This is a genomic window from Pseudomonas sp. 14P_5.3_Bac1 (assembly GCF_025466135.1).
Lineage (GTDB): Bacteria > Pseudomonadota > Gammaproteobacteria > Pseudomonadales > Pseudomonadaceae > Aquipseudomonas.
In genome coordinates, this window is sequence record NZ_JANLOF010000056.1 from 313,584 (window position 1) to 336,375 (window position 22,792).

Genomic DNA, 22,792 nt, shown 5'->3' on the forward strand with positions numbered 1-22,792 from the left:
TCAGGCTCTTTTAGAAACGGTAAGTGAGGTCGACGAGCAGGCGCAGATCGCGTTCGCGATCGCCGTCATAGGTGCGGCTGATCAGGCTCAGGTTGGCGCCGGCTTCCAGCACGTCGTTCCAGCGAAAACGTTGGCCGTAGCCGATCAGGCCGACCCCACTGGTGGAATAATCGCGCTGGCTATAGGTACCCGCACCGACCTGGAACTGCTGACTCCACTGGGTCTCATAGCGGTGATAAAGCACGTGATTGACCGTCATGGTGGGCAACACGCTGAAGTCCGATTTCGGGTTGAAATACACCACGTCTTCCTTCGTGTTGCGGCTGGCGCCGACTTCCAGGCCCAGGTCCACTTGCACATGCGGCGAGCTGTAGATGCCCTCGCGGCCGGTGAGCAGCGCTTCGAGCCGGTTGTTGCCGTCGCTGAAATGCGACGGGCTCAGGGACAGCTTCCATTCACGGCTTTCATTCTCGCGCCAGCGGACAAAGCCACTGCCGCCGTTGGCCGTGACATCGGCATTCAATGCGCGCAGCGGCGTGGTCGCCAGGAGGTAACCGAGGCTGCCGCCGTACTGCCAGTTGTCATTGATGTCACGGGCAATCGACACGCTCGCGCCTTGCTTGGAGCCATAACCGTAGGAGTGGTTGGACACCTCGGCTTCCAGGGTCATGTCGCGGGTGCGCTGCTCGACGCCGACGCGCTGAAAACGATGCTGGCCGGTGCCTTCGGTAAAGTCTGCGGTGGCGTAGCCGGCGCCGGCGAAGACGCGCCAGTCTTCATCGATGGGCGGGCTGTAAAGCACGCTTTCGATGCCCCAGTCGCGGCTGCCCGCCACTGCGCCCACATCATCATTACCGCCACCGCCGTAGCTTTTACCGGTGTAGGCTTCGACGCGCAGTTCGGCCATGTCGTGTACGTCGCGCAGGCGGCTGAGGCGCTGCACCTGGCGGCTGTCGGGGTTGCGCGCCAGCACGTCATCGGTCAGCGCGTCCATCTGCCGCCATTCCTGCAGGTCCATGGCGGTGTAGGCCTGGGACACTTCCAGGCCGATATCGCGCGGGGCCTGGGTTTCAACTTCCTTGAGCGAGCCTTCGGCGCGCCGCGGCCAATCACGCGCGCGGTACATATCAGCCTGGGCCAGGCGCAGGCCGACATTGCCAGGGGCTTTCGCCACCAGGGCTTCCAACCCGGTTTCGCTGCCTGGCAGGTCACCGCCGTAAGTGCCGGCCTGGGCCGCCAGTTGCTGCGCGTCCATCCAGCTGTCGTTGGGGTTGCCGATGGGCAAGCCCTTGAGTTCAACGCGAGGTTTCTGGTTGGTGGCCAGGTTATTGGCGACTTCGCGCGCTTGCATCACCTTGTCGCTTTCGAGCAAGGCGTAAAACAATGCGGTGCTGTCTTCGACGTGGTCACCCGGATCAGCATCCGGTGCCGTCAGCGCCTGGCGGTACAGCGGCTCGGCTTTTTCCGGCTGGCGCTGGTCGAGGTAGGACGCAGCCACCCAGCGCAAAGCGTAGGTCGGCAACTGCACGCCTTCGCCAGTGAGAGTTTCGTACTCGCGGATCACCTCGGCGGTGCGCGCGCGTGCCTTGAGGGCGCCCAGGCGGTCGATGCGCCAGCGCACCACGTCGTCATGGGCGCTCTGGTCAGGGGTCCAGCGGGCGAGCAGTGTGTCGTAGTCGCTGAGGGCGCGATCAGCGACCACATAACGTTCTTTCTCGGTGCGCGTGGCGTACTCGGCCATGCGCACACGTTCGGCGGCGAGGTCGCCTTCCAGGCGGCGCTGGGTCACAACATCGAGCACGCCTGGGTGCTTGGCCGACAGGCGCAGGGCCGGCTCCGGCAAACGGGCCTTTTGCAGAGCGACGATGTATTCGCGCACCACTTCGGGTTTGTCACCCGCGCGGATAAAAGCCTGGTCGAACTCGAACAGGGCGTCGTAGTTCAAGCCCGCGCGGGTCAGCGCATAGCCCAGGGCCATGCGGCGGTTGGGGTCATTGGGTTGCGCCGCCACCAATGCGCGGGTGCGTTGCACCGCTTCGTTGGTTTGGCCACCGTCGGCCTGGGTCAGGGCCTGGCCCAGTTGCAGGTCGATATTATTCGGTTCACGCAGCAGCGCCTGCTGATAAACCGCCAGGGCCTGAGGCCACTGCTTTTGATTGCGATAGGTACGGGCGACCGTGGCCAGCGCCTGTGTAGTCAAGTTGCGATTCTTGCCTTGCGCCTCGTACACCTTCAGCACTTCGGCGTCTTGCCCGGCCCAGCCGGCAATCACAATGTGATCGCTGATCTGGCCTGGCGTCTGGCGCTCGGCAGGTAATTGGCGCAGTTGGGTAAGGGCCGGCGTGAAGTTGCCGTTTCGCGCCTGAATAATCAAAGCGTCGTAGGCCGGATCGGCCAGGGCGAGGCCGGGCATCAGCAATTGACTGCACAAGGCAGCCCCGATGAGCAGTCGCAACCGGCCTGAAGCACTGATGGGTAGGTTTCGCAACATATCGTGAGCTTCCTTACACGCGGAAAGCTGTAACGATAGGTGGTCCTGAGCGGTTTGCATCAGGGTGCCGGCGTCTGATGACCCGGCCTAGCTTTCCTGTAGGAACTATCCCCTATGAATGTAGGAATATGTCCGATTCGGAACAATTGTTCAGAATTGTCCCGTCAACAGAAAAGCCAATGGGGGAGCAGACTTGCCTGGGCTGACCGGTCACCGCCGGCCCGTATGCCGACTGTTTGACCGCTGCCCCAGGCAACCCTGCTCCCCCATTATTTATTTCTTACTGATGTAAGAAATCTTACTGCGCGCCGCTGACCGCGCCGGCTTTGGCCATCACAAACCCGATGAATTGCTCAACCGTCATCTTCTGGCCGTTGAAGGTCACTTCATTGTTGGCGTAATGCAGCTTGGAGACCACATCCGTGCCCACCAGGGTAGCCAACTGGGTGCCGACGGCCATGCCGCTGACCATCTCGGCCGCCATCTGCGATTGCTGCTCGATGGCTTTAGGGTCGGTCACGCCGCCCACTTGCGCTTGCAATGCAGCGACGTCACCGATCATTGGCTTGGACAGGGTCAGGTTGGCATCCAGCAGCGCGATGACCTGCTTGCCCAGTTCAACCGGCGGCAGCTCCATGGAAGCCGGCTTGGTCAGGTCGACCACCAGGTTGAATTTGCTTTCGCCGTGGGTGGTTTTCAACGACAGGTTTTCCACCGCCACTTGCGGCTTGGCAGCCAGCACCTGATTGACGTTGGCCTCGGCCAGGGTCTGCTCGGCTTCGGTCAGTTGCAGCTCAGGCACAGGCTGACCAGCAGCGGCGGCGGCTTGCACCGGCTGCATCTTGTCTTGATACAGCTTGGTCAGTACCAGCATGGCCGGGATGTCGACGTTTTTCATGCTCAGGGCCATGGCGGCCGAACCGACAGGCTTGCCCTGGTAACCGATCTCGTCGATTTTGTAATCGACGCGGCCGGCCAGGTTGTTGTCCTTGGTCTCGCTGGTGTCTTTCTGCTCGAAGCCCTTGAGGGTCAGCACGGCTTTCTGCGGGCCGTAGGTCACTTTGGTGTCGGTCAGCTCAACGGTGTTTTGCCCGGTGTAGAAACCAAACGTGGTTTTTTCCAGGTTGCTGGCCACGGTCAGGCCGGACAGCTCGGCTTCAAAAGGCGCGCCGTTGGCATCGATCACCGCGACCTTGAGGCTGTTCATATAACCTTCAGCCTTGACCTTCTGGCCTTCGGCGGTGCCGTCGAAGTCCAGGTTGGCGCCGGAGAAGCTCACCGAGGACTTGTCGTCCTTGAGCTCCAGAGGCAGCAGTTCGACGTTGCCATCGACCGAACGGTTGTAGCCGATATTGGCCACGCCTCTGAGCGGCGACACGTCTTTGCTGGCGGCGAACCATTTTTCGGTGGTGGCGTTCTTCTCCAGCTCATAGTGACTGGTGGCCATAACCGGCAGCCACTTCAGCGAAACCAGGCGCGAGAACGGCAACGGGCCGTGTTCGATGTGGTCGACAAACAGCAGCTCAGGGTTCGGGTTTTCTTCGCCGAATACGCTGCCTTGACCCTTGAGGCGGTAGTGAGCGGTACTGCTGAACAGGCCACGGTCCAGGGACACCAGCTCCAGGTTCACGCTGCCGTCGACGCCGGCCATGGAGGTCTGCAGTTCCTTGTTGGCGTTCTGGATCGCGGTCTGCAGCACCGGCTCCAGTTGCTTACCGGTGTACCAGGCGCCGCCTGCACTGACGACGCCGACGGCGACAACGAAACCCAAAAGAACGACTGCTGGCTTATTCATGAAGTGACCTGATCAAATCCTGTGAGAAGTGGGCTGTCTTCCTTGAACCCCAAGAGGGGTTGGCTCAAACCCGCCGAAAACGGGGGAAGATTAGCACTGGCGGCCGCGAACGGCCCAGCTTTTCAGAGGGGTCAGGTCAACCGTTGGTTCACGAGTACTCCAATTCAATCTCATCGAGTTGATGATCAAAACTCTTCAAACGTGCGGTCCAGGTGTACACCAACACCTCGAATTCGCGGTGTATGACGGCGTTTCCCGGGGTGTCGACCTTGGGGTTGCAGAAGTCCAGCTGGTAGCGCTCGCGTGCCATGGCGTTGGCCACGTCGGACAATTCCCGTGCGTTATTCAGCCAATGCCTACCGTCGGCTACCTGCTGGTCGAGCAGCACGCACTGTTTTTTCAGGGCTTCGAGGCTTTTTTCCAGTGGGGTGCCGGTGAGTTCGCCCATGACTTCCTGGAAGGTCCGCCCGGGCTGCCAGTAGCTGCCCCAGAAATAGCGGTCGAACACGGTTTCGACGCGGCGCAAGGCGACTTTGGTGTCCCAGATCGCCACGCGGGTCTTGCCTTGTTCGAGCAGTTTTTTCTTCACCCGTTGATTTTGATACGACGCCCACGCCACCACGCCAATGGACAACGTGCCAATCACCAGGCACGCGCTGTCGAGAAACACCATGGCCTTGTCGATTTGATGGGCAAGCATGACGCCGTAGAAATAGGCAGCCGATAACAACACCAGTGCGAAGCACACGCACCAGAAAGCGGGAGCATAAGGGTTTTTCATTATTGGAATCCCCATGAGCAAACGCGAGCAGTGTCAGGTGAGCCGCCACGGCGACTCACCTGACAAAGCATAGCTTTTAGCTCAGGGTTTGCTGGCCTGAGACGCTTGCGTTCGTCCGCTTTCCCAACCACCGCCCAGCGCCAGGAACAGATCGATCTGGCTCATGGCAACCTGGGTGTTCGCCGCCGCCAGCTGCGCGCGCACATCGGTGTAGGTGCGCGTGGCCTGCAGGTCGGCCAGGAACGAGGCGCGCCCGGCCTGGAAGAAGCGGTGCGTCTGCTCCGACGCTTCTTTGGCGGACTGGCCGGCATCGGCCAACGCATCGCGGCGTTGCAACTGCGCGGTGTATTGCGCAAGGCCGGTCTGGGTTTCGCGGATGGCATTGAGCACCACGCCGTCGAAGTGCGCCAGGGCGCCCTGGGTCGCGGCTTCGGCTTCATGAATGCGCGCACGCGCGCCGTTGGTCGGCACCGACCAACTGATCAACGGGCCAAAGCCCCAGCGATTGGTGGCCGGCGTGCCCAAGTCATCGAGCAGCCCCACCGTGCCCACGGTGGCGCCGATACTGATGTCCGGGTACAAAGCGCCAGTGGCCACGCCGATACGCGCGGTGGCGGCGGCCAGTTGGCGCTCGGCCTGGCGCACATCGGGGCGACGTTTGAGCAGGGTCGCGCCGTCGCCCACCGGCAGCAACTGGGCAATGTGCGGCAGCTCGGCGCAAGTGCCGGTGCCCGCTGGCAGTTGGTCTACCGGCTTGGCCAGCAGCATCGATAACCGGAACAAGCCCGCCTGGCGCAATGCTTCGTAGCGCGGCATGTCGGCGCGCAACGACTTGTATTGGGTTTGCGAACGCGTCACCTGGGTTTCATCACCACGCCCGGCGTCACGCAGGCGCTGGGTCAGTTTGGTGCTCTGGGCCTGCAGGTCGAGGGACTCGTTGGCGATCGCCAGTTCTTCGTTGGCCGCGCACACCTGGGTGTAGGAGCGCACCACATCCGCTACCAGCGTGATGCGCGCGATGTCAGCGGCGGCCTGGGCGGCGTCGGTGGTGGCCTGGGCGCTTTCGATGCCGCGCTGCAGGGTGCCGAACAGGTCGAACTGGTAAGAGGTGCTGATGCTGGCGCTGCCGATGTTGCCGACCGGGACTTTCTCGGTCAGCAAAAACGCTTCACCTGATTCCTGCAAACGTTGGGCCTCAGCCTTGGCACCGGCACTCCAGCCGCCTGCCGACTCAGCCTCCTGGGTCTGGAAACGCGCGCGTTGCAGGTTGGCGGCGGCCACTCGCAAGTCAGTGTTGGAGGCCATGGCCTGACGCACCAGCTCGTCCAGGCGCGGGTCTTTGTAGAGCTTCCACCAGTCCGCCGGCACCGGCGCCGACACCACGTTGTGGCCCTCGCCCGCGATCTGCCCTTGCAGGTCGCCACGGTTGATAGCGGCCTTGTCCGGCAACTTGTAATCCGGGCCTACCACCTGGCAGGCCGACAGCAGCAAACCCAAGCCAGCCGTGGCCAGCAACGCCGCCGGTTTCATGGTTTTTCTCCCTGCTGCGCGTTTTCTTTGGCGGCGGTCTTGTCATCGATGATCGACACCGTGGCTGTGCGCCCGGCGATCATGCGGAAGTCCGCCGGCACGTCATCAAAGGCAATGCGCACCGGAATCCGCTGGGCCAGGCGCACCCAGCTGAACGCCGGGTTGACGTTGGGCAGCAGGTTGGAGCCACTGGTGCGGTCACGGTCTTCGATACCGGCAACAATGCTTTGCACATGGCCACGCAAACGCGCGTTGTCGCCGATCACACGAATATCCACGGCCATGCCGACGTGAATACCGTCGAGCTTGGTCTCTTCAAAGTAACCGTCGATGTGGAAGGAGTTGCTGTCGACCACCGACAGCACCGGGCGCCCGGCGGTGACGAACTCCTGATTGCGCGGCGCACGGTCGTTGACGTAGCCGTCCACGGGGCTGCGGATCACCGAGCGGTCGAGGTTGAGCTGGGCGGCGTCCACCGTCACCTGCGCCTCGGCCAGGGCCGATTGGGCGCGGGCCACGCGGGACTGGCTTTCTTCCAGTTGCTCACTTGGCACCAGGTTGCCCAGGCCGCGGTTACGCTTGTACTCGCGATTGGCCTGGGCCAGGGTTTCCTGGCGGTCGGCCACGGCGGCCTGGGCTTGGCGCAGGGCCAGCTTGAAACGGTCCTGGTCCACGGCAAACAGCACCTGGCCCTTGGTCACCAGCTGGTTGTCGCGCACGTCGACTTGCTGGATCAACCCGGACACGTCCGGAGCGATCTGCACGATGTCGGCACGGATATGCCCGTCACGGGTCCAGGGCGCAAACATGTAGTACATGACCATGCGCCACACAACGACGACAGCGAAGGTCACTATCAATAACGTCAGGACAACACGGCCGATGGTCAAAAAAGGTTTTTTCATGTCATCAGATATCGACTGAGTGAGTCCACCGCGCCCAGCAACAGCGCGTAGAGCCCCACATTGAACAATGCCCGGTGCCAGACCAGGCGATAGAAGTGAATGCGCGTCAACAGCCCGTGCACCACCAGAAACAACACGTACGTAATGCCCATCAGCACCAGCAGCGTAGGCAGGAACACCCCGCTGATATCCAGATCACCGATCATAAAGGCGCTCCATCAGGCAGCGGCGCTTCCATTTCGGTGCCGCCAATAAATTCCACGCCAGGCAGCAACGACAGGCGCAAGCCGGCCAGTGCGTGCAGCAGATGCAGGCGGGTGTCGTCTTCGTCTTGCAGGCCCTGCCCGTTGAGGGCGCGGCGCGTGCGGTCCAGGGTCATCAGCAGACCGCTCGGCGCGGGCAAGCGTTCACCCGCCTTCAGGCAGGCCTTGAAGTAACCGCCCACGCCTTCCACCACCTGGTTGAGCAGTACCCGTGGCACGCCGTAGATACGCGGCGAGTAGGCCAGCAGGTCGAGCAGGTTCAGCGCCACACGCAAATCGCGCAGGGCGATGCCGGTGTCCTGGCCGGTGAGGGCCAGGCGCGGCAGGTGCTGCATCAGGCGGTCAAGCATTTGCGCGGCCATGTGCCGGTGTTCGGCGAGGGTCGCAGGTTCGGTCAGGGTGACGATGTCGCGCCAACTGAAACGGGTCAGGCGCTTGGCTGCCAGTTCGGCGCCGAACGGCCGTGCAATCAACGTCCACACAAAGGCGAACAACAAGCCCACGGGACCGGCCAGGTTAACGTTGGCGAAGTTCAGGAAGTCCGCGTCATAGGCGCCCTGGATGCTGATGAACGAGGAAGTATTGACCAGCGTCAGCAGCATGCCGAGGTAGAAACGCGGCTGCACGGTGAGCGTGCCGATGCAGATAAACGGCACGGCAAATGCCAGCACCAGCATCGGAAAATCATGCAGGTTAGGCAGTACCAGAAACAGATAAAGGCTGGCGAACAGCACCGACATCGCGGTCCAGAAAAAGAACCGGTAGATCTGCGGCGCCGGGTCGTCCATCGAGGCAAAAAAACTGCAGGCCACAGCCGCCAGGATCACCGCGCTGCCGCCGTCGGTCCAGCCCAGCAGAATCCACAGCACCGAGGCGACGATGATCGCGGTGACGGTGGAAAACGCCGAATAGAACATCAAGCCACGGTCGAGAAATGGCGTCAGCTGGCCCAGGCGCCAGTGGCGGTACACCGCGCGCCAGGTGTCCTGGCTTTCGCACTGGATGGCGGCCTGCAGGCTGCGACAGTCTTGCCACAGATCGATCCATTCGCCGAGGCGATACAGCGCGTTGGAGAACAATAGTGTGTGGCGGTCGTCCAGCGCTTCGCCTTGGGGCTGCAGGGCATCGACCTGATCGCGCAGCACGCGCCAGCTTTCCAGTGGGGCGGTTTCAACGGTGCTTTCCAGCCACTGCCGGCTTGCCTCCAGCACCGGCGTGAGCCGGTCGAGAAACTCCGGCGCGCGGTGTTCGACGGCGTAGAGGGCGTCGTCGAGCGCATCCACTACGGGCAGCAAGTGAATCATGCGCCCGCGCAGTTCCTTGGTGTTGCGGACGGTCTGCGGCCGCGCGCCTTCGTGGGGCAGCTGGCCGATCATCAATTCCAGGGTGTTGAAGGTGGCGACCATGCCGCCACGCAAGGTGCTGACCTCTTCCGGCTGCACGTTGCGCGCTAGAAAACGCAGGCTGTAGACCTGGGCATCGGCAAACCATTTTGTCACTGAGCCATCGAACACCGGCATCAGGCGACGCGGCCAGAACATCGCGCCGACGACTGCCGCCACGGCGATACCAAGAAAGATCTCCTCGGTACGCGCCTCGGCCACATCCCACACCGCCAGCGGGTTATCCACCACCGGCAAGGCGATCAGCGGCAAGGTGTAGCCGGCCAGCATCAGCGCGTAGTTATTCGCGGTGCGCAGGTGCATGGACAGGAACAGCAAAATGCCCGTCCACAACGCAATCACCACCACCAACACGTACGGCGCCTGCACAAACATCGGCACAAACACCACCGCCGCCGCTGCGCCCATGAAGGTGCCGATGGCGCGGTACAACGCCTTGGAACTGGTAGGACCGACAAACGGGCTGGAGACGATATACACCGTGGCCATCGCCCAGTACGGACGTGGCATTTGCATGAGCATGGCGATGTACAGCGCGATCATTGACGCTGCGAACGTCCGTACCCCGTAGAACCAATCGCGGGCTGGCGGAAAACCGGTAAAAAATCCGTTCAAGGCGCTGCAACCCCAGCCGCTTCGAACGCCCGCAGCACGCGCAGGGCGGCTTCAAGGTCGCTGTGGGCAATGTCCGCCAGCACTTCCTGACGCAGGCGCACCAGTTGCACTTCCACCGCTTGCACCAGCTCGCGGCCGCGCTCGGTGAGGCTCAAGGCCTTGGCGCGACGGTCATGCACGTCTTCGGTCCGGCACACGTAGCCGCCGGCGCACAACTGATCAAGCAGGCGCACCAACGACGGGCTTTCCATGCCGGAGGCCTGGGCGACTTTGACTTGGTGCACACCGTCGCCCAAGCGGCCGATCATCAACAACGGCACGGCGCAGGCTTCGGAAATACCGTAGCTCACCAGCGTGGTCTGGCAGATTTTGCGCCAATTGCGGGCGCCCACCACCATACTGCTGCTGAGGTTCATCTGGAGTTGTTCGAGGGTATGAGGCACTGGATTGTTCGCATACAGTTAGTTTGCTAACTATCAATATGGTGGATGCGTCCAGAGCAGTCAAGTTTTGAAACAAATTTGTGATCGGTGGCGCGGGGCGCTGTGGGTAAGTAAAGCGGGTTTGAGTGGGCGTGCTGGTTTTTCCACTTTGGCTCCCACATTGGGTCAGCGTTGGCCTCGCACCTGACAGTTATCGGTACAAGCCGTCGGCAAAATCCCAAACACCAGGGAGGCCACTATTTTTACCCCTCACGCCCCGTCCGCAACAACACACTCAGCTGATCCACCACTTCCGCCCAATCCGCATCCTCCAAAATCTCTTCGCGCAAAAACGCTCGCTGACTGGCCGTCCAGAAAAACGCGTCCGCCAGATGCAGCTCAGGCTTGAGCGGTGAATGAACCGTCACAAACTGCTCGATACTCACCGGGTCATCCGGCAGCCCCAGTTGTTTGAACAGTGACGGCAAGCTGTGCACAGGCGATTCCATGGTGGGTTCCTACAAAGACCATTCCTGTGAGTCTAGTCCAGGCGCCAGCCAGGCCAACAACCACGTGACGCACTGCTGTGCCATCAACGAAATCGTAAACCCGCTGAGTGTTTTCGAAGGGATTGGCCCGGAACAGGCGTTCCGGGCATGTACTTAATGCCGATGCTTGATTAACGGCAACCCTCGGGTTGCGAGGGCTCTGGCCCGCGGCACAGCACAAACAAGCGCGCCCGCGCTCCGCCGCCGACTTGCTGCAGAAGCTGGCGCCAATCGGCGGGAATCGGGGCGAACTCGTCCGGCATATCCGTGCTGCTGATCAGCCACACGCGGTGCGTATCGGCCGGCAATGCCGACAAACGGTCCAGGTAAATACGCCCGCCGTCCTGATCCACCAACGTGCCGAAACCGTAGGCGTTCGGCCGGGTCGGCGTGCCGTCGGGTTTGGGGGGCGTGTAAAGCTGCAATTGGGCGTCGGTCTCGTCGTAATACACGTAGGGCAAGTACCACAGCATATCGCTGAGGACGATGCGGTCGTCTTCCTGATAGTTGCGGTTAACGAACTCCACCGGCACGTTGAATTGATCATGCACATCCACGGTGGCGTTGTTCTTCAACCCCAGCAGTTCCACACCAACAAACAACACAAACAACGCCGCGCCCAACCATGCCAGGCGCTTGGGCAGGCGGTCGATGGCCAGGGCCATGAGGATCGGCAAGCCGAGTGCGTAGACCGTGAGGTAGCGCTCGATAAATACCGGGGAGATGAAAGAGACGCCGTACACCAGCAACAGCGGCAGCAGGAAAAACAGCGCCAGCAGGCATGCCGGGCGATAGCGCTCACGATCACGCCAGGCCGCGATGCCCACGACGGCGATCAACAGCAGCGGGAACAGCCAGAACAGCGGCGGCCAGAAACCGATGCCTTCATCCTGAAGCATGAACTGCCAGACCATCGACGGCACGGAAATCAGCGAAACCGGATCTTCCCAGCCAATGTCACCGCCAACCTTGAGCTGCTCAATGTGCTGGGTGAGGTCCAGCAGGTTCGGCAGCCACGGCAGGTACAACGCCACAATGAGCGCATTGGCGCACCACCACGACGGGCGAATGATCAAGCGTTGGCCGGGTGCCTGTGAGCGGCACAACACGCCCAGATAAGCCCAATGCACCAGCACACACAGCGCGGTGAAATAGTGGGTGTAGAACCCGGCCGCCATCAGCACTACATAGACGGCCAGGTAACGCGTGCGCTCGGGCTGGCGCACCCAGTACACCAGCGCCAGCGTGGCGCCCAGCAACCACACGGCCAGTAGTGAGTACATGCGCACTTCCTGGCTGTAACGCACCGCCGTCGGAAACAACGCCAGCAGCACGCCCGCCAGCACTGCCGCCCGACGCGTGGACAGTTGTCGCGTGAGCCAGATGCCCAGCCCCACCGCCGCGATCCCGGGTAGGGCACTCATGCCGCGAATCGACCAGATGCCATCGCCAAACAGCTCGATCCAACCGCGCAGCATGAAGAAGTACAGCGGCGGGTGCACATCATGGGCGGCGTGAAACCACAGGTCCTCCATGGCGTATTCGCTGAGCAGCAGGCTCGACGCTTCGTCGCCCCAGATCGCCGAAGCGGTCAGGCCATAGAAACGCACGGCCATGGCCAGCGCCAGAATCGGCAACCACCATAATCGGCTGAGCCAACCGGCACCCTCCCAGGCGCCTGTGAGGCGATTGACTGCGGGAAACGTCCCAATTTTGTCGTCTTGCTCTACCACAGACCGTCGCACCTCAATTCCCCTGACACTGCCCATTTCCCGGGCAAACCCTGCACACGCGCAAACAAGCGCCACTCTAGGACAAAAGCCCCGGTTTCGCTCGCTGTTTTACAACCGTCGGGCGGCACACCGCGGGATTTGACTTGAAGCTCATAGACCCGCCACTGCGCCCGGATTTCGCTGAGCATTGCCACGACCAAAAATCGGACAAATCAGCAATTTGTGTAGGCCTTCACCGAAGCTGCTGCCGGATCAAGCTATGATTGGCACCCTCCAAGGACTCAGGATCAAGGACACGTCATGCGCATCGGTTTTTTGTCACCTCTGGCTCTGGCCCTGCTTGCCGGCATTTCCCTACCGGCCCAGGCCAGTTCGGACGACTCGTGTTACCCCGACTGGCGGGTGTCGCGTGACACGCTGGACCCCTGCAACAACCTGCCGTTCCTGAGCCCTGGCAATGACAGCCGGGCCAATCTGCGCTTGTTGCTGGCCGACAGGAAAGCCGCGCCGCTGACGCCCAATGCCCTGAGCGAGGATGACCTGGCCGAGGGTTTTGGCCCGGTGCCGTTCCCGGTGTATCGCCTTGTGCCGCGTGGCGAAGCCGAGCCGGTCAGCACGTCCGACGCCCCCAACACCTCGCCACTCGATGCACTGCTTGAACCGCTGGGCATCAAGCGCGACGACGCCAAAGCTGCCGGCGATGCGTTTCTCAATGGCGAAGGCAGCCGCTGCCGCAGCAACGACGAAAACAGCGCCGCCGCGTTTATCAGCCAGGTGGTCAAAGCCGACATGCCAGCCACTGAACGCGATCTGCTGGTGAAGGCGCGCCTGCAATTGCTCACCGCCTGTGAATGGGTAGGCCCGGTGGTGGAGCCGCCGCAAGATATCCAGTCGACCGAAGGTCAGCTGTTTCGCACGTACCTGCAAGCCGCCGCCGATTTCTACACAGGCCGTTTCACCGACGCCGGGCCTGGCTTCGTCGCCACCCAGAACGCTACTTCGCCCTGGCTGAAAGAAACCGCGCTGTACATGATCGCGCGTAACGCACTCAATCAGGCCCAGGCCAACACCTATGACGAAGACGGCGTGCCGCACCTCGACCGTGTGGATAAACCTGCGCTCGCCGAGGCCGAGAAAGGCTTCAACGCGTATCTGAAAACTTATCCACAGGGCGAGTACAGCGCCTCGGCGCGCGGCTTGCTGCGCCGGGTTTACTGGCTGGCGGACGACAACGAAAAACTCGCCGAGGCGTTTGCCTGGCAACTGACTCAAGCCACCGACGAGCAGCGCAATGTGTCGGTGGATGAATTGGTCGAAGAGGCCGACCTCAAGCTGTTGATGGTCAATAGCGACACGGTCAAGACGCCGATGATCCAACTCGTCAGCGACCTGATGGTCATGCGTGGCGGCAACCAGCCCGCGCTCAGCCGCGCAGACCTTGAGAAGCAAAAAGCAGCGTTTGCCGATGAGCCGGCGTTTTACAACTACTTGTTAGCCGTGATCGCGCTGTACGTCGAGCATCAACCGGATGCCGCCTTGAAGCAGTTGCCGCAAAGCGTGCCGTCGAGCCTGAATTACTTCGCCTTCAGCCAACAAACCCTGCGCGCCCTGGCCCTGGAAGCCAAGCAAGACTGGAAAGGCGCACAAGACCTGTGGCTGCAACTGCTGCCGCTGGCCAAATTGGCGCTGCAACGCGACCAGTTGGAGTTGGCCCTGGCACTCAACTACGAGCGCAGCGGCCAACTGGCCAAAGTGTTCGCCGCCGATTCGCCGATCAGCGCCAAGCAAGTGCGTTACATCCTGCTGCGCAACGTTGCCGGGCCTGACTTGCTGCGCCAGCAGATCGCCAACGCCGACGACCCGGTGGAGCGCCAGACCGCGCAATTCGTGCTGCTTTATAAGGACTTGCTGCGCGGCCAGTTCGCCACCTTCGCCGACGACCTCAAGCAACTGCCAGCGCCGGCCCCTGAAGACAAGCTGGGCACCAGCCTGGGCTACGTCTACAGCGGCGGCCAGAGTTTGAAGCTGTTCCAATGGAACGGTGAAAAAGCCGAATCCGGCTACAGCTGCCCGACCATCGCGCAAACCGCCGCCACCTTGCAAACCGATGCGAAAAACCCGCAAGCCCTGAACTGCTTTGGTGAATTCATCTTGCGCAATAACCTCGACGGCATGCCCCTGGAACAGGCACGCGCCGCCGGCAGCCTGGGCAGCACCGCGTCGCCATTCCCCGGTGAAACCTTCTCGCGGCTCAACGGCTACAAGCAGGTGATCGCCAACGCCAAGGCGCCGAAGAACGACAAGGCCTACGCACTGTTCCGCGCCATCAACTGCTATGCACCGGCCGGCTACAACAGCTGCGGCGGCGATGACGTTGAACCTGCCGTGCGCAAGGCCTGGTTCCGCCAGCTCAAAAGCGGCTTCGCCGACACCCAGTGGGGCAAATCGCTGCAGTACTACTGGTGAAGCACCTGTGGCTCGGCTTGCTCCTGCTGGCAAGCCCGGCCTTTGGCGCCGTCGACGCTCGCGACTACGACGCCTTCTGGCTGTGGAGTGGCGTTACTCCACAGCCAGTCCTCAAGCAGGCAAAAACCCTGTACATCCTGCAAGGCCAGATCAACTCCACCCGCCGCGCCCCCGAGCGCGGCGTGCAACTGATCGCCCAAGGCCTCGGCATCCCGCGCCTCACCCGGGGCGACGTCTGGGTGGTCTACCGCGCCCACACTCTGCACTGGCCAGAACAGGTCTACACCCAACTGCTCGGCCAGGTGCAACGCTGGCGCGACGCGGGCAACCCGGTGGTCGGCATCCAGATCGACTTCGACGCCCGCACCCAATACCTGCACGAGTACGCCGACTTCCTGCGCGACCTGCGCCACCGCCTGCCCGCCGACTTGAAGCTGAGCATCACCGGGCTGATGGACTGGAGCAGCAATGCCGACCCAACCGCCATCGCGCAGCTCAAAGGCGTGGTGGATGAAGTGGTGGTGCAGACGTATCAAGGGCGCCACAGCATCCCGGATTACGCCGCGTATTTGCCGCGCATGAACCGGCTGGGGCTGCCATTCAAGGTCGGCTTGATTCAGGGCGGCGTGTGGGAGGCGCCGGGGTATTTGAAGGGGAATGAGTGGTTTCGCGGGTATGTGGTTTTTCTGCAGAATCCATAGTCACTCAATACCCCTTGTGGGAGCGGGCTTGCCCGCGATAGCGGCAGTTCAGTCAACGTGATGTTGAATGATATGCCCTCATCGCGGGCAAGCCCGCTCCCACAGGGTGTTGTGTTTAGCCTGCGGGATAAACAGACTGCCACCCGCCGCCCAGCGCCTTGTACAACCCGACCATGGCCAACGACACGCCGGTGGAGCTTTCAACCCATTGCTCTTGCGTTGCCAATAGCGCGCTTTGCACGGTCAGCACGTTGACGAAATCCACCACGCCTTCGACGTACTGCTGTTGCGCGGTGCTCAACGCGATCTGGTTCTGGCGCACCGCTTCGGCGAGGCTGTCGCGGCGCAGTTGGCTGGCGTTGTAGCGAGTCAGCTGGTCGTCGATTTCATGCCAGGCGCGCAGCACGGTTTGCTGGTAGGCCAGCGCGGCTTCCTGTTGCTGCGCTTCACGCAGGTTCAACATGCCTTGCAGGCGCCCGCCGTTGAACAGCGGCAAGCTGAATTGCGGGCCGAAGGCGAACGCACGCGAGCCCCATGAGCCGAAATCCGACAGTTGCAAGGCCTGGGAGCCCAGGCTGCCGGACAGGGTGATGCGCGGGTAGAAGTCACCCTTGGCCACGCCGATAGTGGCGGTGGCCGCGTGCAGGCGTGCTTCGGCCTGGCGGATGTCGGGGCGGCGTTCAGCCAGCTCCGACGGCAAGCCGATGGCGACCTGGCGCTGGGTTTGCGGCACGGCGGCGTCCTTGGACAACTGTGCATGCAGGGCCTGTGGCGGCTCGCCCATCAACAGGCTCAGGGCATTGATCAATTGGTCCTGGCGCTGCTGCAAATCCGGCAGGCGCGCTTCGATGGCGGCCACTTGGGCAGCCGCTTCGGCCACGTCCAGGTCGGTCGCGACACCGTCGGCCAGGCGCAGTTGCGAGAGTTTGAGGCTGTGGCGAGCGACGTCGAGGTTTTGCTCGGTGACGGCGCGGGTGTTCTGCACGCCGCGCAACTGGATGTAGTCCTGGGCGGTTTCGGCGAGCACCGACAACAGCACGGCGCGGCGGTCGTCTTCGGCCACTTGCAAGGTGGCGTCGGCGGCTTCGGTTTCACGTTTTACACGGCCCCAGAAGTCCAATTCCCAGGCGGCGGAGAAACCCATGTCCCATTGGTTGAACCCCGAACGGCCATTCTCGCCGGACGGATCACTCAAACCCTTAGCGCTGTTGCGCTCACGCTGATAACCACCGGTGGCGTTGACGTTGGGATAACGCTCGGCGGTGGTCACCTGGCGCACGGCGCGGCTTTGTTGCAGGCGGCTGCTGGCCAGTTTCAGGTCGAGGTTATCGGTGAGCGCACGGCGTGTGAGGGCCGAGAGTTGCGCATCGTGGAACACGTCCCACCAACGCTCCTGCAAAGGCTCGGTGACGGCGCGGCTGGCGGCTTGGCGCCCTTGGGGCTCGCCCCATTGCGTGATGTGCGGGCCTTGCGGCCGCTGGAAATCCGGGCCAACGGTACAGGCACTGAGGCTGATGAGGCTCAAGGTGAGCCAGGCAAATGGCTTCATTGCTGGGCCACCTCACGCGGCTGCGCAACAGGCTGGGTGTCGACGCTGGCCTCCACCGACATGCCGACACGCAAGCGCTCGGTCAGTGGCTGATTGGGTTCGAGCACGATCTTCACCGGAATGCGTTGCACCACCTTGGTGAAATTGCCGGTGGCGTTGTCGGGTTTGACCGAGGCGAACGTCACGCCCGTGGCGGGTGCGAGGCTTTCCAGGTGGCCCTTGAGCAGTTCGCCGTCGAGGCTGTCGACGCGCACCTGCACGGCTTGACCCGCGTGCATGTGCCACAACTGGGTTTCCTGAAAGTTGGCCACCACATAGGCCTCGGCCAAGGGCACCACGGCGAGGATCTTGCTGCCCGGCGTCACATAGGCGCCCACCCGTACCGCGCGCTCACCGACCATGCCATCCACCGGCGCGACGATGCGCGTGTAAGAGAGTTGATAGCTGGCCATTTCGAGCGCTGCCTGGGCACGTTTGAGTCCGCCTTCGGCGGCATCGCGCTGGGCGGTGAGGATTTCCACCTGCTTGCGCTCTGCCGCGAGCACCGCCGTGGCATTGGCCAGGCGCGCGGTGGCCTGGTCGATGCGGGTCTTGGCTTGCTGGGCGTTCTGCACGGTGCCCGCGCCTACCCCGGCGAGGTGGTTGTAGCGGTTCAGTTCGTGTTCGGCAAAAGCCACTTCGGCACGGTCCGCCGCTACGGTGGCCTGGGCCTGGGCGATCACCGAGCTTTGGCGTTCGAGGGTCGCGGTGGCGTTTTTCAGTTGGGCCTGGGCGACGAGCGTGTCGGCATCGGCCGCCTGGGCGGCGGCGCGAAAATCGCGGTCATCGATCAACGCCAACAGCTGGCCGGCCTTGACGCGCTGGTTGTCTTCCACCAGCACTTCCTTGATAAAACCGGCCACGCGCGGCGCCACCAAGGTGAAGTCGGCGGCAACGAAGGCGTCGTTGGTGGTCTGGCGCTTGCTGCCCAACAGGCCGGGCGCAACCAGATAAACCTGTACACCGACGGCAAACACAGCAATAACGGCGACGGCAATTTTGTCTTTGCGTTTCATGAGAAATCCTTTTGGCTAGGTCGGTGCGCGCGGTGGAAAAATCCGCGTCGGCATCCAGAAAATCAGCAGAATCAACGCCACTGCGACAGCGGCCATGACGTAATAAAGGTCCGAAGAAGTCAGCACCACGGCCTGCTCGTGCAGGCGGTGCGCCAAGCCCGGCGCGTCGCCGTCGGCCAGGGGCGAGTTGCCCAGGCGGTCCACCAACATGGTCGAGTGAAAGTGCAGACGCTGGGTGGTCAGCGTGTCCAGCACGGCGGTGGCGATCACGGCGGCCAGGCCTTTGACGGTGTTGAACCACGCCGAGGCGAACGGCCCGTCCATCGGTTGGATGCTGCCAGTGGAGAGCATCAGCAGCGGCAGTACGGCCATGGGCTGACCAAAGATTTGCAGCAGGTAGAGGCCGTAGAAATCATCCCGGATCCACTCCGACGTCAGGTGCGAGCTGCCCACACAGCACAGCACCAGCATGCTCAAGCCAATCCCCAGGACCCAGCGGCAATCGACCCAGCGCAGGTTGCACAGCGCCGCCACCAACGGCAGCGCAATCAACTGCGGCAACGCCATCAGCAGCATCACCGGCGCAGTTTGCAACGGCCGGTAACCCTGAACCTGGGCGAGGAAACTCGACGGGATGATAATGACCGACGTCAGCACCATCAGCACACCCGCCAGCACGATCAGGGCAAACGCCAGGTTGCGCAGGCCGAGCATCTGCAACTTGAAAAACGGAATCGGCTGCGACCATTCATTGATCAGAAACAGCACCAGCAACAGCGTGCCGCCGCTGAGCAGAAAGGTGATCAGGCCGGACTCGAACCAGTCCAGGCGATTGCCCTGCAACAAGCCGATCACCAGCATGCAGATCGCCGGGAAGCCCAGCAGCACGCCGCGCCAGTTGAACTGCTTGAAGCGCTCCAGGCGCACCGGGTCTTGCGGCAAGCCGTAGGCCACGGCGGCCATCGCCAGCAGGCACGGCGCGACGATCTGCCAGAACGCCCATTGCCAGCCGACGTATTCAGTCCACAGCGCCGCCAACGGCGTGCCCAGGCTTGGGCCGAACGTGGCGGTGAGTGCGTAACCCGCCAGGCCATACAGCTTGACGTTGGCCGGCAGGAAACGCAGCGCCACGGTCATCAACATCGGCGGCAACGCGCCACCGGCCAGGCCTTGCACGGTGCGCAGCACCAGCAGGGTTTGGTAGTTCGGCGCAAACGGGCACAGGATGCCCAGCACGGTGAACACGCCGATGGCACACAGCGTGAAGCGGCGCAGGGAAAACGTCACCGAACACCAGGGCGCGAAGGCCATCGCCGCCACGGAGGTCGCCGTATAAGCCGCGACCAGCCAGGTGCCTTCGTCAAAACCGATGTACAGCGCACCACGGATATCGGCGAGGGCGACTTTGGTGACCATCTCGTTGAGACCGGACACCAGCACCGCCAGCAATACGCCGACCAAGCCAATGATGATGCGCGGGCCGAACACGGGCGGGTTGAGCGCAGTGGGTTTGGCTGCAGCCTGGAGGGCGGGGGCAGCGAGGGAGGTCATGGACAGGTAACTCGGGATTAGAAATACCCGAGCAGTTTAATCAGGCACACCCATAACAAAAAGTTACTTGCCGGAAGCTTATAAGTGCGCCAGACGCAACTGTTTGGCCACGCACTGATCCCGTGGTAGCTGGCTTGCCCCGCGCTGGGCTGCGAAGCGGCCCCGATAAAGACACTGAGAGTTTTCTGATGAAACTCAGCGCCTGGCTTTGGGGCCGCTTCGCAGCCCAACGCGGGGCAAGCCCGCTCGCCACGATAAGCCAGTGCCTACACTTTAGGTGGGCTGCGCTTCCAGCCAGGTGGCGTGGCAACTTTCGCGCATGGTTTCGCGCAGCCACTTATGGGCAGGGTCTTTGTCGAAACGCGGATGCCAGAACTGGGCCAGCATCAGCGTCGGCAGGGAGATTGGCAATTGGAATGCGCGCAGGGGCAGCTTCAGGCGATTGGCACTCAGCAGGGCTTCCTTGGGCACCGGCAGCAGCAGGTCGGAATCGGGCAGCATGAACATCGCGCCATGAAAGCCTGGGGCGATCATGGCCACGCGGCGCTCCAGGCCCAGGGCATTGAGCGCCGTGTCGATTGGCCCGCGGGCGATGCCGCGTCGCGAAATGCTGATGTGGGAGTAGCTGGCAAACCGCGCGGCGGTGATTTCTTCGTCAAACAGTGGGTGGTCCTCGCGCGCAAGGCCCACAAAGGTGGTGGAAAACAGGTTCTGCACCTTCACTTCGGGGCTGGACGGCATGGAATTACTCACCCGCAGGTCCAGCCGGCCTTCACGCAATGCCTCGTCATCGGTGTCGCCTTCGGGCACAAAACACAGCTCGCACAGCGGTGCCATGCGTTCCATGGTGTCGAACAGCCGACCGCCATACACGCCGATAAAGAAGTCATTGGCACGCACGCTGAAACGCCGGCGCAAGGTGCTCAGGTCAACCTGGTCTGCCGAGCGGAACAACAACGCCGCCTGCTCCACCACGTTGCGCACCTGGCCTTGCAACTGCAGCGCCTTGGGCGTTGGCACCAGACCACGCCCGGCGCGCACCAGGATCGGGTCGCCCACCGCTTCGCGAATACGCGTGAGGGTGCGGCTCATGGCCGCCGGGCTGAGGTTCATGCGCCGCGCGGCGCCGACCACGCTGCCCTCATCGAGTAACGCGTCGAGCGCGACCAGAAGGTTCATGTCCGGTAATTGCATGCCAAGCACTCATGGTCGGTGGAGAGTGAATTGCGTGCAATCGTAGCAGGATTAAAATCGCGGGTTCAGCGCTGCATGCCCCAGCGTTTCACCGTCAGCCGCTCGAAGGTGTCGAACACCAGGTTTTCCACCAGCAAGCCAATCAGAATCACCACGGCCAAACCGGCAAACACCTTGTCGGTGTACAGCTCATTGCGGTTCTGGAAGATGTACCAACCCAAACCGCCCTTGCCGCTGCTGGCGCCGAACACCAGCTCGGCGGCGATCAACGTGCGCCAGGCAAATGCCCAGCCGATTTTCAACCCGGCAAGAATCGACGGCAGCGCCGCCGGGATCAGGATGAACAGCACAAAACGCATGCCCTTGAGGCCGTAGTTGCGGCCGGCCATGCGTAGCGTTTCAGACACGCCGAGAAACCCCGAATACGTGTTCAGCGCCAAGGCCCACAGCACCGAATGCACCAGCACGAAAATCAGGCTGTTCTGCCCCAGGCCGAACCACAGCAGGGCCAGCGGCAGCAATGCAATGGCCGGCAGCGGGTTGAACATCGAGGTCAGTGTGCTCAGCAGGTCGCGGCCAAGCTGGGTCGAGACCGCCAGCGTGGTCAGGGCAAACGCCAGCACGATGCCGATCACGTAGCCCTTGATCAGCACCGCCAGCGAGATGCTCACTTTGCTCAACAACTCACCGCTGAGCAGGCCATCGAATAACGCTTGAGAGGTCTGCAAGAAGCTCGGCAGCAGCAGGTCATTGTTCTGGTAACGCGCGACTGCCTCCCAGAGGACCGCCAGCACGATCAGGATCAGGCCCTTGCGCAGCCAGCCTTGCTGCCACAAGCGTTGGCGCAGCGGCAGCTCGCGTTCAACGGGGACGCTGAGCAGCGGTTCGAGGTGTACTTCAAATTCCTGGCGCATAGGTCGGCCCCTCAGTAAGCGATGCGGATATCGGCGAAACCCAACTCACGTTCGGCCTCGGGCGCTTCATCGAACAGCAGGCGATGAATGCGCCGCGCCGACGCCTGGAATTCCACACCGCCGAGGCTGTGCAGGTCGTATTGATGGCTATGGATTTCCGCGCGCACACGCCCCGGGTGCGGCGACAGCAACAGGATGCGATTTCCCACCACCAAGGCTTCTTCGATGGAATGGGTGACGAACAACAGCGTGAAGCGCACCTCTTCCCAGAGCAGCAGCAGTTCTTCCTGCATCTTGCGTCGGGTCAAGGCGTCGAGGGCGGCGAAGGGTTCATCCATCAGCAGGATTTTTGGCTGCATGGCCAGGGCGCGAGCGATCGCCACACGGGCTTTCATGCCGCCGGACAGGGTGTGGGGGTAAGAATCGGCAAAAGCGCTGAGGCCGACTTTTTCGAGGTAGTACAGCGCACGCTCTTCGGCTTCGCGACGCTTCAAGGTTTTGGACGCCAGCAGCGGGAACATCACGTTCTGCTTGACGGTTTTCCACGGCGGTAACTGGTCGAATTCCTGGAACACCACGATGCGATCCGGGCCGGGTTGTTCGACCTGTTGCCCGAGCAGGCGAATCTCGCCTTCGCAGGGTTTGATAAACCCGGCGATGGACTTGAGCAAGGTGGATTTGCCGCAGCCCGAAGGGCCGAGCAGCACGTAGCGATCAGCCGGGTCGATCTCGAAACTGACTTGATGGGTGGCCCGCACTACGCGCTCGGGGGTGCGGTATTCGAGGCTGACGTGGTCCACCGCCAACAGCGGCTGGGCGGTGTTCAGGTTGCTGGCCGCGTGGCCTTGCAGGGGCGCGTTCATTTCAACTCTCTTG

At 62.4% G+C, this 22,792-nt stretch carries 18 protein-coding genes; 2 read left to right on the forward strand and 16 right to left on the reverse strand.

Annotated features, from left to right (window positions below; all coding sequences use genetic code 11):
- Positions 1-10 precede the first annotated feature (10 nt).
- From pgaA to NTD89_RS13790, 10 genes are all read right to left on the reverse strand, one after another.
- Complete coding sequence (gene pgaA, locus NTD89_RS13745; RefSeq protein WP_262208226.1) at positions 11-2,491, reverse strand: poly-beta-1,6 N-acetyl-D-glucosamine export porin PgaA; 2,481 nt, start codon at positions 2,489-2,491, stop codon at positions 11-13.
- Between the two features lie 298 nt (positions 2,492-2,789).
- Positions 2,790-4,286, reverse strand: a complete 1,497-nt coding sequence (locus NTD89_RS13750) for a YdgA family protein (protein ID WP_145159633.1) — start codon at positions 4,284-4,286, stop codon at positions 2,790-2,792.
- 148 nt (positions 4,287-4,434) lie between these two features.
- The gene (locus NTD89_RS13755; protein ID WP_106577321.1) at positions 4,435-5,067 is read right to left on the reverse strand and encodes an NADH:ubiquinone oxidoreductase subunit N; all 633 of its coding nucleotides are present in this window, start codon (positions 5,065-5,067) and stop codon (positions 4,435-4,437) included.
- Between the two features lie 81 nt (positions 5,068-5,148).
- Positions 5,149-6,597, reverse strand: coding sequence for an efflux transporter outer membrane subunit (locus tag NTD89_RS13760; protein ID WP_106577320.1), 1,449 nt, complete (start codon positions 6,595-6,597; stop codon positions 5,149-5,151).
- Positions 6,594-7,502 (reverse strand): efflux RND transporter periplasmic adaptor subunit, encoded by a 909-nt coding sequence (locus NTD89_RS13765; RefSeq protein WP_262208228.1) that lies wholly within the window; start codon positions 7,500-7,502, stop codon positions 6,594-6,596. The genes NTD89_RS13760 and NTD89_RS13765 overlap by 4 nt, the downstream gene beginning before the upstream one ends.
- On the reverse strand, positions 7,499-7,708 hold the full coding sequence (locus tag NTD89_RS13770) for a DUF1656 domain-containing protein (RefSeq protein WP_016969155.1): 210 nt from the start codon (positions 7,706-7,708) through the stop codon (positions 7,499-7,501). The genes NTD89_RS13765 and NTD89_RS13770 overlap by 4 nt, the downstream gene beginning before the upstream one ends.
- The gene (locus NTD89_RS13775; RefSeq protein ID WP_262208230.1) at positions 7,705-9,783 is read right to left on the reverse strand and encodes an FUSC family protein; all 2,079 of its coding nucleotides are present in this window, start codon (positions 9,781-9,783) and stop codon (positions 7,705-7,707) included. Before NTD89_RS13775 ends, NTD89_RS13770 begins: the two co-directional genes overlap by 4 nt.
- Positions 9,780-10,199, reverse strand: a complete 420-nt coding sequence (locus tag NTD89_RS13780; RefSeq protein WP_106577317.1) for a MarR family winged helix-turn-helix transcriptional regulator — start codon at positions 10,197-10,199, stop codon at positions 9,780-9,782. Before NTD89_RS13780 ends, NTD89_RS13775 begins: the two co-directional genes overlap by 4 nt.
- A gap of 269 nt (positions 10,200-10,468) precedes the next feature.
- Positions 10,469-10,714, reverse strand: coding sequence for a DUF2789 domain-containing protein (locus NTD89_RS13785; RefSeq protein WP_145159625.1), 246 nt, complete (start codon positions 10,712-10,714; stop codon positions 10,469-10,471).
- A 170-nt stretch (positions 10,715-10,884) separates the two neighbouring features.
- A complete protein-coding gene (locus tag NTD89_RS13790) occupies positions 10,885-12,498 on the reverse strand; it encodes a glycosyltransferase family 39 protein (RefSeq protein ID WP_262208232.1) in 1,614 nt (537 codons plus the stop codon).
- A 288-nt stretch (positions 12,499-12,786) separates the two neighbouring features.
- On the opposite strand from NTD89_RS13790, the gene NTD89_RS13795 reads away from it, so the two are divergent.
- Together NTD89_RS13795 and NTD89_RS13800 are read left to right on the forward strand one after the other, a co-directional pair.
- Entirely contained in the window at positions 12,787-14,952 is a 2,166-nt protein-coding gene (locus NTD89_RS13795) for an outer membrane assembly lipoprotein YfiO (protein ID WP_262208233.1), read from the forward strand.
- The gene (locus tag NTD89_RS13800) at positions 14,949-15,653 is read left to right on the forward strand and encodes a DUF3142 domain-containing protein (protein WP_262208234.1); all 705 of its coding nucleotides are present in this window, start codon (positions 14,949-14,951) and stop codon (positions 15,651-15,653) included. Before NTD89_RS13795 ends, NTD89_RS13800 begins: the two co-directional genes overlap by 4 nt.
- Before the next feature lie 115 nt (positions 15,654-15,768).
- On the opposite strand, the gene NTD89_RS13805 is transcribed toward NTD89_RS13800, so the two are convergent.
- The 6 genes from NTD89_RS13805 to NTD89_RS13830 all read right to left on the reverse strand — a co-directional run bounded on the left by NTD89_RS13805 (position 15,769) and on the right by NTD89_RS13830 (position 22,779).
- Entirely contained in the window at positions 15,769-17,202 is a 1,434-nt protein-coding gene (locus NTD89_RS13805) for an efflux transporter outer membrane subunit (RefSeq protein WP_262208235.1), read from the reverse strand.
- Positions 17,199-18,257, reverse strand: a complete 1,059-nt coding sequence (locus NTD89_RS13810; RefSeq protein WP_262208236.1) for an HlyD family secretion protein — start codon at positions 18,255-18,257, stop codon at positions 17,199-17,201. The genes NTD89_RS13805 and NTD89_RS13810 overlap by 4 nt, the downstream gene beginning before the upstream one ends.
- A 15-nt stretch (positions 18,258-18,272) precedes the next feature.
- Complete coding sequence (locus tag NTD89_RS13815; protein WP_262208238.1) at positions 18,273-19,808, reverse strand: MFS transporter; 1,536 nt, start codon at positions 19,806-19,808, stop codon at positions 18,273-18,275.
- Between the two features lie 273 nt (positions 19,809-20,081).
- On the reverse strand, positions 20,082-21,002 hold the full coding sequence (locus tag NTD89_RS13820) for a LysR family transcriptional regulator (protein WP_145159612.1): 921 nt from the start codon (positions 21,000-21,002) through the stop codon (positions 20,082-20,084).
- 65 nt (positions 21,003-21,067) lie between these two features.
- Entirely contained in the window at positions 21,068-21,916 is an 849-nt protein-coding gene (locus NTD89_RS13825; protein ID WP_262208239.1) for an ABC transporter permease, read from the reverse strand.
- 11 nt (positions 21,917-21,927) lie between these two features.
- Positions 21,928-22,779 (reverse strand): ABC transporter ATP-binding protein, encoded by an 852-nt coding sequence (locus NTD89_RS13830; RefSeq protein ID WP_262208241.1) that lies wholly within the window; start codon positions 22,777-22,779, stop codon positions 21,928-21,930.
- Positions 22,780-22,792: the final 13 nt, after the last annotated feature.